Raw genomic sequence first — 9,386 nt, forward strand, 5'->3', positions numbered from 1 at the left:
GGACCCGGCGCGGCTCGAAAGGCCGGCGCCGGGTCCCGGTTCCCAATGCAGTTTGGGCGAGGGCGGATAGGTATCTTCAGACCAAAGCAGTCAACGACCTTCTTACAACCATATCCAGAAACGGAGAAGACCGAATGACCAAACTTTCATCTTCATTGAAGTCCGCTGGCAAGTCCGCCGGTGTGGCAGCCCTTGCGCTGTCGCTGCTGGCCGGCACCGCCGCGATCGCCAGGGCCGCCGAAGTCACCGATGCGACCGTCGCCTTCCTGATGCCCGACCAGGCCTCGACCCGCTACGAGCAGCATGATTATCCCGGCTTCGCCGCCGAGATGAAGAAGCTGTGCCCGGGCTGCAAGGTGCTCTACCAGAATGCCGATGCCGACGCCTCGCGCCAGCAGCAGCAGTTCAACTCGGTGATCTCGCAGGGCGCCAAGGCGATCGTGCTCGACCCGGTCGACTCGACCGCCGCCGCCTCGCTGGTCAAGCTGGCGCAGAGCCAGGGCATCAAGGTCATCGCCTACGACCGGCCGATCCCGACCGCGCCGGCCGATTTCTATGTGTCGTTCAACAATGAAGGCATCGGCAAGGCCATCGCCGACTCGCTGGTCGAGCACCTGAAGGCGCTGAAGGTCGATCCGGCCAGCGGCGGTGTGCTGCAGATCAACGGCTCGCCGACCGACGCGGCGGCCGGCCTGATCAAGAAGGGCATCCATGCCGGCCTCGACAATAGCGGCTACAAGATCCTGGCCGAATACGACACGCCGGAATGGGCGCCGCCGAAGGCGCAGCAATGGGCCGGCGGCCAGATCACCCGCTTCGGGCCGAAAATCCTCGGCGTGGTTGCCGCCAATGACGGCACCGGTGGCGGCGCCATCGCCGCCTTCAAGGCGGCCGGCGTCGATCCGGTGCCGCCGGTGACCGGCAATGACGCGACGATCGCGGCCTTGCAGCTGATCATCGCCGGCGACCAGTACAACACCATCTCCAAGCCGAGCGAGATCGTGGCGGCGGCGGCCGCCAACATCGCCATCAAGCTGCTTTCGGGCGAGACGCCGAAGGCCGAGATGACGCTGTACGACACGCCCTCGCAGCTGTTCACGCCAGCCGTGGTGACGCAGGAAAACCTGAAGGCCGAGATCATCGACAAGAAGATCAACACCGCGGCCGAACTCTGCGTCGATCGTTACGCGGAAGGCTGCAAGAAGCTGGGCATCGGGAACTGACCGCGACCCTTGCCCGCTCCGCTGCCTGGCCACCGCGCGGTGGCCAGGCAGCGCTCATCCGACATTTTTGAACCGGTTTTGAAAGGCTTCCTGGCATGATCGATACCCCGGACGAACCGGTTCCGGCAGGCGAGCTGGTGCTCAGCCTGCGCGGCGTTTCGAAGAATTTCGGCGCCGTTTCGGCGCTCACCGACATCGATCTCGATGTACATGCCGGCGAGGTGGTGGCGCTGGTCGGCGACAATGGCGCCGGCAAGTCGACCCTGGTCAAGATCCTGGCCGGCGTGCATCAGCCGAGCTCAGGCACGATAAGTTTTCGCGGCAAGCAGGTGACGCTTGCAGATCCAAGTGCGGCGCTGACGCTCGGCATAGCCACCGTGTTCCAGGACCTGGCGCTGTGCGAGAACCTCGACATCGTCGCCAACATCTTTCTCGGTCGTGAGCTCAACCCGCTGCGGCTGGACGAGGTGGCGATGGAAGTGCGCGCCTGGACGCTGCTCAACGAGCTATCGGCGCGCATCCCAAGCGTGCGCGAAGTGGTCGCTTCGCTGTCGGGCGGCCAGCGCCAGACGGTGGCGATCGCCCGCTCGCTGCTGCTCGAACCCAAGCTCATCCTGCTCGACGAGCCGACGGCGGCACTTGGCGTGGCGCAGACGGCGGAAGTCCTCAACCTGATCGAGCGGGTGCGCGACCGCGGTCTCGGCGTCGTCATCATCAGCCACAATATGGAAGACGTGCGCGCCGTCGCCGACCGCATCGTCGTGCTGCGGCTTGGCCGCAACAATGGCATCTTCTCGCCCGACGCCTCGAACCAGGAACTGGTCAGCGCCATCACCGGCGCGTCGAACAATTCGGTGTCGCGGCGCGCCGAGCGGCGCCAAACCCAGCAGACTCAAATGGCGCGACAGGATCAAACGCAGGAGCCACGCCCATGAGCCGCGACGTGCAACAGACGGCCCCCGTGCCGCCGCAGCTCGACCGCGCCGACGTGCGCGTCAAGCATGAGGCGGGGATCGGCGGCGCCATCCGCAGGTTCTTCGACCGGGTCCGCTCGGGCGATCTCGGCTCGCTGCCGGTGATCGTCGGGCTGGTCATCATCTGGACGGTGTTTGCCAGCATCAACCCGATCTTCCTATCATCAAGCAATCTGGTCAATCTGCTGTTCGATTGCTCCACCGTGGGCGTCATCGCGCTCGGCATCGTCTGCGTCTTGATGGTCGGCGAAATCGACCTGTCTGTCGGTTCGATCAGCGGCTTTGCCTCGGCGATGGTCGGCACGCTGTGGGTCAACCAGGGCTGGCCGGTGGCGCTCGCCATTCTGGCCGCTGTCGCCGTCGGCGGCTTTATCGGCGCACTCTACGCGCTGCTGTTCAACCGGCTGGGCATGCCGAGCTTCGTCTCGACGCTGGCCGGTCTGCTGGCGGTGCTTGGCCTGCAGCTCTACATTCTCGGCTCGACCGGCTCGATCAATCTGCCCTACGGCTCGAACCTGGTGAATTTCGGCCAGCTGCTGATGATGCCGAAATTTGTTTCGTTCGCCCTGGCGGCCGTGCCCGGCATCGTCATGCTGGTCACCGGCCTGCGCACCGTTACGCGCCGCCGCGCCGCCAATCTGTCGGCGCCGTCGACCGGCGGCCTGGTTATACGGGCGGTGGTGATCACGGTCATTCTCGAACTCATCGTCTTCTATCTCAACCAGGCGCGCGGCATTCCGTGGATGTTCGGCCTGTTCGTCGGCCTGGTCATATCGATGCATTACGCGCTGACGCGGACCAAATGGGGCCGCTCGATGTCGGCGGTCGGCGGTAACCGCGAGGCGGCAAGGCGCGCCGGCATCAATGTGCGGCTGATCTATTCGAGCGCCTTCGTGCTGTGCTCGATGCTGGCCGCTTTCGGCGGCGTGCTGTCGGCGGCCCGCCTGGCCTCGGCCAGCCAGCAGGCCGGCACCGGCGACGTCAACCTCAACGCCATCGCGGCAGCCGTCATCGGCGGCACCAGCCTGTTCGGCGGTCGCGGCAGTGCGTATTCGGCGCTGCTCGGCATCATCGTCATCCAGTCGATCGCCAGCGGCCTGACGCTGCTCGATCTGTCCTCGTCGCTTCGGTACATGATCACCGGCGCCGTGCTTGCCATCGCGGTCATCGTCGACTCGCTGGCACGCCGCTCGCGTGTCTCCCATGGCCGGGCCTGAACCCATCAACAGGAAGCAAGACATGAGCGAAGAACTGTCCGGAAAAGTTGCCGCCGTCACCGGCGCGGCATCAGGCATCGGCCTCGAATGCGCCAGGCATATGCTGGCGGCCGGCGCCACCGTGGTGCTGGTCGACCGCGCCGAGGCGACGCTGAACAAACTGTGCGCCGAACTCGGCCCCAAGGCGATCCCGCTGGTCATCGACCTGATGCAGCCGGCCAGCGTCGCCACCATGATGCCGCAGATTCTGGAGAAGGTCGGCCAACTCGACATCTTCCATGCCAATGCCGGCGCCTATGTCGGCGGCGAGGTGGCGACCGGCGATCCCGACGCCTGGGACCGGATGCTCAACCTCAACATCAATGCCTGCTTCCGTTCGATCCAGGCGGTGCTGCCGCACATGATCGAGCGCAAGACGGGCGACGTCATCGTCACCAGTTCGATTGCCGGACTGGTTCCTGTGGTCTGGGAGCCGATCTACACGGCCTCCAAGCACGCCGTGCAGGCCTTCGTCCACACGGTGCGCCGGCAGGTCGCCAAGCACGGCCTGCGCGTCGGTGCGGTGGCGCCCGGCCCGGTGGTGACGGCGCTGGTCGACGACTGGCCGAAGGCCAAGCTCGAGGAAGAACTCGCCGCCGGCGGCCTGATGCAGCCGCGCGAGGTGGCCGAAGCGGTGATGTTCATGCTGACCCGCCCGCGCAACGTGACGATCCGCGATCTGGTGATTTTGCCGCAGAGCAATGATTTGTGAGTGGGTGAGGAATAGGGAATAGGCAGTAGGCAGTAGGCAGTAGGGGGAAGATAAAGGCACGACCTTGCTGTCGAAAACGCTTCTTGCTCCCTATCCCAACTCGCTAATCTCCTACTGCCTACTGCCTACTGCCTACTGCCCTGAACCGAAGGTTTCCCCCATGCCTAATTTCCTCGGCATCGACGTCGGCACCGGCAGCGCGCGGGCCGGGGTGTTCGACCACACTGGAAACATGCTCGCCTCTGCCAAGCGCGATATCGAGGCCTGGCGCGAGGCCGGCGACATTGTCGAGCAGTCGAGCAACGACATCTGGCGGGCGGTGTGCGCGGCCACGCGGGAAGCGGTCGCTCAATCGGGCGTGGCACCCGAGGCGATCGCCGGCATCGGGTTCGACGCCACTTGTTCGCTGGTGGTGCTGGGCGAGGGCGGCGTGCCGCTGCCGGTGAGCAGATCCGGCAATTCGGAACGCAACATCATCGTCTGGATGGATCATCGCGCGGTCGAGCAGACGCGCCGCATCAACCGTAGCGGCGAGGCGGTGCTGAACTATGTCGGCGGCGTCATCTCGCCGGAGATGGAAACGCCGAAACTCCTTTGGCTGGCCGAAAACCTGCCCGACACGTTCAACGCCGCCTGGCAGTTCATGGACCTCCCCGATTTCCTCACCTGGCGGGCGACCGGCAGCCTTGCCCGCTCGGTCTGCACGGTGACTTGCAAATGGACCTATCTGGCGCATGAAAGCCGCTGGGACGAGGCCTATTTCCGCACCATCGGACTAGGGAGCCTGGCCGACGAGGGGTTCGCGCGCATCGGCACGCAGATCGTGCCGGCGGGTGGCGCACTTGGCGGCGGGTTGACCGCGCAGGCGGCTGCGGACCTTGGCCTCGTCCCCGGCACCGCGGTAGCGGCCGGTCTGATCGATGCGCATGCCGGTGGCGTCGGTACGGTCGGTGCGCGCGGCGCGTTCGGCAGCGTTCTGTCGCGCATGGCCTATGTTTTCGGCACCTCGGCCTGCACCATGTCGTCGACCGCGGCGCCGGCCTTCGTCGACGGCGTCTGGGGTCCGTATTTCTCGGCCATGGTGCCGGGCCTGTGGCTGAACGAGGGCGGCCAGTCGGCAGCCGGTGCTGCTATCGACCATCTGGTGCGCATGCATCCCGCGGCTGCCGAAGCGACCGCCAAGGCGCAAGCCGAGGGGCTCAGCCTCAGCGCCTGGCTGTCGTTGCAGGCGCAAAGCCGCAATGGGGCCGCGGCAACGCCGGCGCTGGTCGGCGGCATCCATGTGGTGCCGGAGTTTCTCGGCAACCGCGCACCTTTCGCCGACCCGGACGCGCGCGCGCTGATCGCCGGGCTCGATCTCGACACCAGCCTCGACAGCCTGGTCGGGCTCTATGTCGCCGGGGTCTGCGGGCTGGGCTATGGCGCGCGCCAGATCGTGCGGGCCGAGCATGACAAGGGCATTGCCGTCGACACCATCGTGGTCAGCGGCGGCGCCGGCCAAAGCCCGCTGGTGCGCCAGCTGCTTGCCGATACCACAGGCATGGTGGTGGTGGCGTCGACCTCGCCGGAACCGGTGCTGCTCGGCTCGGCTATGCTGGGCGCGGTCGCCGCCGGTGCCTACAGGGATCTGACGGGGGCGATGGCCGGCATGTCGGAACTCGGCGAGGTCTATCATCCCGACGCTACGCTGGGCGGCTGGCATGCAAAACGCTTCGCGGCGTTCGAGCTGCTGCAGCAGGCGGGCAAGGCGATCAGGGGCTGAGAAACTGTTTCGAAAGGCCAGCGACTCCTGCCCGGCTCTGTCAGGAGTGTGGCGAACACCGCTTGGCGATGATGCCGGAAGCTGGCAGCTTTGTTCCGTCGCGACGAGGTAGGCGGCAGGAGCAGGAGGCCTGATGGCAGACGACAAATCGCCAGTGCCATTCGCATCGGACAGCGTGCCATGGACGGAATGGTCCGATGTGCCGCGCTTTGCCGTGCGCTACCGGCATCTGTCGCTGGCCGCCCTAGGCGAGAATTACCATGTCGGCGTGGCGATCGAGGAACTGCCGCCGGGCAAGCAGACCTCACCGGCGCACTACCACATTTTCGAGGAAGAGCATGTCTTCATCCTCGAAGGGGCGCTGACCGCTTATGTCGGCGACGCCGCCTACGCCATGAAGGCCGGCGACTACATCTGCTTTCCGGCTGGTGCTGCGGCGGGGCATTGCCTCATCAACACCGGCGACGCGCCGTGCCGCTATGTCATCGTCGGCGAGCGCAACCCGAATGACGTGGTCGTCTACACCGCCTCCAACAAGGTGCTGGTGCGCGCGCTGGGTAGCCGTGCGCTCTTCGATCTCGCTGCAACTCGAACCTACTGGGACGGCGAGAACACCGGCCTTGCCGCCGGCGATCCGCTGCCGTCGGGTGTGATGTCCGGTATCACCAAACCCCCAGCCGTGCCGATCCCGCCTGTCGCCAGCGATGCCGTCGAATGGAAGGTCGAGGGCGAAGGCCCGCGGTTCGGCGGCCGGTCCAGGCATCTGACCTATGCGGCTTTGGGACTACCAGACTATCATGTCGGCATGCTGATCGAGGCGCCGGCCCCCGGCATGCGCCTGGCGCCCAGGCACTACCACATGCTCGAAGAGGAGCACGCGCTGATTCTGGAAGGGCAGGTGACGCTGCTGCTTGGCGAGGAGCGTCACGAGATGAAGGCCGGCGATTATGTCTGCTTTCCCGCCGGCCTGGCGGTCGGGCATTCCTTCCTCAACAGCGGTACGGAACCGTGCCGCTATCTGATGATCGGCGAGAAAAATCCCAACGAGGTCTGCGTCTATCCCGATTCCAACAAGATGGCGGTCGACGCCTTGCGCCGGCGCGACGGCATTTTCGACATGGGAGCGGTGAGGCGGTACTGGGACGGCGAGGAGACGGAATAGCGCCCGGCGGTCCCGGGTTCACAGTTCCTTCTCCGCCAGCTCCCTGAATTCGTCGGGAACCGAGCGCGCGGCCTCCAGTGCCACCGTGCCGTAGCCGACCGCCTGTTTGCCGAAGCGTTCGCGGATCTTGTCGATGGCGCGGTCGGCGTCGAAGCGTGCCAGGCCTTTTCGGGTGCCGGGCCGGCGTTTCTCGTCGGCGAGGCCGAGCGGCAGTTCGAGCTGCAGCTCGAAGCTTTCCTCAAGATGCGACACCGAGATCGCCAGCAGCGAGATCGTTCTTTCGTGGGGGTTGTCGGCGAGGACGCCGCGCACCAGATCGCCGGCGATCTCGGCCAGCATCGCGGTCGCCGAGATCGGCTGGTCAAGCGTGATCGAGCGCGTGACGGCGCTGAGATCGGCAAAGCGCACGCGTACCGTCACCGTGCGGCCGGGCCGCGCCTTGGCGCGCAGCCGGCTGGCGACACGGTCGGCCAGATGCAGCAGAGTGGGCACGATGATCCGCGCTACGGCGGGTTTTTGGCCCAGCGCCGATTGGGCGCCGGCCGAATGCGCGCGGCTATGCGTTTCGAGCTTTCGCGGGTCGCGGTTCCATGACAAGGCGGCGAGCTTTTCGCCGGCGGCGGGACCGAGCAGCCGCGTTAGCGCGCCGCTGTGCGTCCTGGCCAGCTGGCCGATGGTCTCGACGCCGATTTCCGCCAGCCTCGCCCTGATCGCCGGGCCGACGCCCCACATCAGCCCGACCGGCAGGTCGTGCAGGAAAGCGGGCTCGCTGCCGGGGTCGACCACCACCAGCCCGTCGGGTTTTGCCACCTGGGAGGCGATCTTGGCCAGATGCTTGGTGCGCGCCACGCCGATCGAGATCGGCAGGCCGAGTTCGGCCCGCACGCGGCGGCGGATGGTCGTTGCGATCTCCTGCGGCGAGCCGAACAGATGCGTGCAGCCGGCGACGTCGGCAAACGCCTCGTCGATGGAGATGCGCTCGACCACCGGGGTAAAATCGTCGAGCACCTTGATCGCCGCGTCGCCCAGCCGCTGGTAGTGGCTGAAATTGCCGCCGACGAAGATCAGCTGCGGGCACAGCTCACGCGCCTTGCGCCCCGGCATGCCGCCGCGCACGCCGAAGGCGCGGGCCTCATAGGAAGCGGCGAGCACGACGCCGCCGCCCACCGCGATCGGCTTGCCGCGCAGCGACGGATCGAGCAACTGCTCGACCGAGGCGTAGAAAGCGTCGAGATCGGCATGCAGGATGGTGGCTGTCGTTTCCATCCCGACCGCACATCACAGTTGCTGATAGAATTGGAACAAATAAAGAACAAGCACGGGTCGTTGTCAAGCGAGGGGCGATTTGTGCAGCAACAGCCAAGCCAGTTCGAGCGCAATCACCTAGACAATATGCTCCGCCCGCAGCGCCGCCTTCATCCGTTCCAGTTCCGCCTCGCCACCCGCCGCCAGTTCTTCGGCAATCCGCGCCAGCCTATCGTCGGCCTTGCGGTGCTTGCTGCCCCAGGCGCCGAGCGTCGCCAGCACCGGCAAGAGGTCGATACCTGCCTCGGTCAGCCGGTAGACCGTTCTCAAGCCATGCGTCGGGTCGTCGCTTCTGGTGAGGATGCCTTCCTCCTGAAGCGTCTGCAGTCGCTCGGCCAGCGTGCGCGAGGAGATGCCTTCGTCGGATTGCAGGAATTCGCGAAAGTGCCTTTTGCCGGCGAAAGCCATGTCGCGGATGATGAGCAGCGTCCAACGGTCGCCGATCAGTTCGAGCGACAGGTTGATCGGGCAGTCGGATTTTTCGCGCGTCGACATCTATGGTTCCATTTTTAAATCACTTTACTATTGACATCGTTTTGGCCTTGCGTCAACGGTTCCAAATGTAAACTATTTTGCGATGGCCGTGAGGAGAATGACGGTGAAAAAGCTGGTCCTGCAGATGCAGATATCGGTCGACGGCTTTGTCGGCGCCACCGAGGACCATTCCTGGCAGCTCTGGGAGTGGGGTGACGAGAGCGCCTGGGACGATGCGCTGAAGCAGGACTTCAACGCTGTCTTCGCAGGCGTCGATACCATCCTGCTCAGCCGCAAAATGGCACAGGAGGGCTACCTCACCCATTGGGGCACTGCGGCGAAGAAGTTTCCGCACGATCCGTTCTACGCCTTTGCGCAGCGCATCGTCGACGCCCGCAAGGTGGTGCTCAGCAACAAGCTCAAGCAATCGGCCTGGGAGCCGGCTTGGGAGCGCACCAGTGTGGCCAGCGGCGACCTGCCGCGCGAGGTCAACGCGCTGAAGACGGGCGAGGGTGGCG

Annotated in this window: 9 protein-coding genes; 7 read left to right on the forward strand and 2 right to left on the reverse strand. The window is 65.6% G+C overall.

From position 1 onward, the window contains the following. Nucleotides 1–134 precede the first annotated feature (134 nt). The 6 genes from EN984_RS11890 to EN984_RS11915 all read left to right on the forward strand — a co-directional run bounded on the left by EN984_RS11890 (nucleotide 135) and on the right by EN984_RS11915 (nucleotide 7,089). A complete protein-coding gene (locus EN984_RS11890) occupies nucleotides 135–1,223 on the forward strand; it encodes a sugar ABC transporter substrate-binding protein (protein WP_127270010.1) in 1,089 nt (362 codons plus the stop codon). A 95-nt stretch (nucleotides 1,224–1,318) separates the two neighbouring features. Next, the gene (locus EN984_RS11895; protein WP_127270008.1) at nucleotides 1,319–2,158 is read left to right on the forward strand and encodes an ATP-binding cassette domain-containing protein; all 840 of its coding nucleotides are present in this window, start codon (nucleotides 1,319–1,321) and stop codon (nucleotides 2,156–2,158) included. Further along, nucleotides 2,155–3,414: a sugar ABC transporter permease gene (locus EN984_RS11900; RefSeq protein WP_127272382.1), complete on the forward strand. Its 1,260-nt coding sequence runs from the start codon at nucleotides 2,155–2,157 to the stop codon at nucleotides 3,412–3,414. Before EN984_RS11895 ends, EN984_RS11900 begins: the two co-directional genes overlap by 4 nt. A 22-nt stretch (nucleotides 3,415–3,436) precedes the next feature. Further along, the gene (locus EN984_RS11905; RefSeq protein ID WP_127272381.1) at nucleotides 3,437–4,165 is read left to right on the forward strand and encodes an SDR family oxidoreductase; all 729 of its coding nucleotides are present in this window, start codon (nucleotides 3,437–3,439) and stop codon (nucleotides 4,163–4,165) included. A gap of 160 nt (nucleotides 4,166–4,325) precedes the next feature. Then, entirely contained in the window at nucleotides 4,326–5,927 is a 1,602-nt protein-coding gene (locus tag EN984_RS11910) for an FGGY-family carbohydrate kinase (RefSeq protein WP_127272380.1), read from the forward strand. 133 nt (nucleotides 5,928–6,060) lie between these two features. Next, on the forward strand, nucleotides 6,061–7,089 hold the full coding sequence (locus EN984_RS11915; protein ID WP_127270848.1) for a cupin domain-containing protein: 1,029 nt from the start codon (nucleotides 6,061–6,063) through the stop codon (nucleotides 7,087–7,089). Nucleotides 7,090–7,107: 18 nt separating this feature from the next. Here the strand turns inward: EN984_RS11915 and dinB are convergent, their stop codons facing one another. Together dinB and EN984_RS11925 are read right to left on the reverse strand one after the other, a co-directional pair. Beyond that, nucleotides 7,108–8,355, reverse strand: a complete 1,248-nt coding sequence (gene dinB / locus EN984_RS11920; RefSeq protein WP_127383753.1) for a DNA polymerase IV — start codon at nucleotides 8,353–8,355, stop codon at nucleotides 7,108–7,110. Nucleotides 8,356–8,472: 117 nt separating this feature from the next. Next, nucleotides 8,473–8,889 (reverse strand): helix-turn-helix domain-containing protein, encoded by a 417-nt coding sequence (locus tag EN984_RS11925; RefSeq protein WP_127271661.1) that lies wholly within the window; start codon nucleotides 8,887–8,889, stop codon nucleotides 8,473–8,475. 103 nt (nucleotides 8,890–8,992) lie between these two features. On the opposite strand from EN984_RS11925, the gene EN984_RS11930 reads away from it, so the two are divergent. Next, on the forward strand, nucleotides 8,993–9,386 hold a 394-nt coding region (locus EN984_RS11930), incomplete at its 3' end, for a dihydrofolate reductase family protein (protein ID WP_127383754.1).

It is taken from the genome of Mesorhizobium sp. M7A.F.Ca.CA.004.12.1.1 (assembly GCF_003997835.1).
Lineage (GTDB): Bacteria > Pseudomonadota > Alphaproteobacteria > Rhizobiales > Rhizobiaceae > Mesorhizobium.

Coding starts and splice junctions, on each gene's coding strand:
- EN984_RS11890 (WP_127270010.1), top strand. CDS start 135: ATGACCAAACTTTCATCTTCATTGAAGTCCGCTGGCAAGTCCGCCGGT.
- EN984_RS11895 (WP_127270008.1), top strand. CDS start 1,319: ATGATCGATACCCCGGACGAACCGGTTCCGGCAGGCGAGCTGGTGCTC.
- EN984_RS11900 (WP_127272382.1), top strand. CDS start 2,155: ATGAGCCGCGACGTGCAACAGACGGCCCCCGTGCCGCCGCAGCTCGAC.
- EN984_RS11905 (WP_127272381.1), top strand. CDS start 3,437: ATGAGCGAAGAACTGTCCGGAAAAGTTGCCGCCGTCACCGGCGCGGCA.
- EN984_RS11910 (WP_127272380.1), top strand. CDS start 4,326: ATGCCTAATTTCCTCGGCATCGACGTCGGCACCGGCAGCGCGCGGGCC.
- EN984_RS11915 (WP_127270848.1), top strand. CDS start 6,061: ATGGCAGACGACAAATCGCCAGTGCCATTCGCATCGGACAGCGTGCCA.
- dinB (WP_127383753.1), bottom strand. CDS start 8,355: ATGGAAACGACAGCCACCATCCTGCATGCCGATCTCGACGCTTTCTAC.
- EN984_RS11925 (WP_127271661.1), bottom strand. CDS start 8,889: ATGTCGACGCGCGAAAAATCCGACTGCCCGATCAACCTGTCGCTCGAA.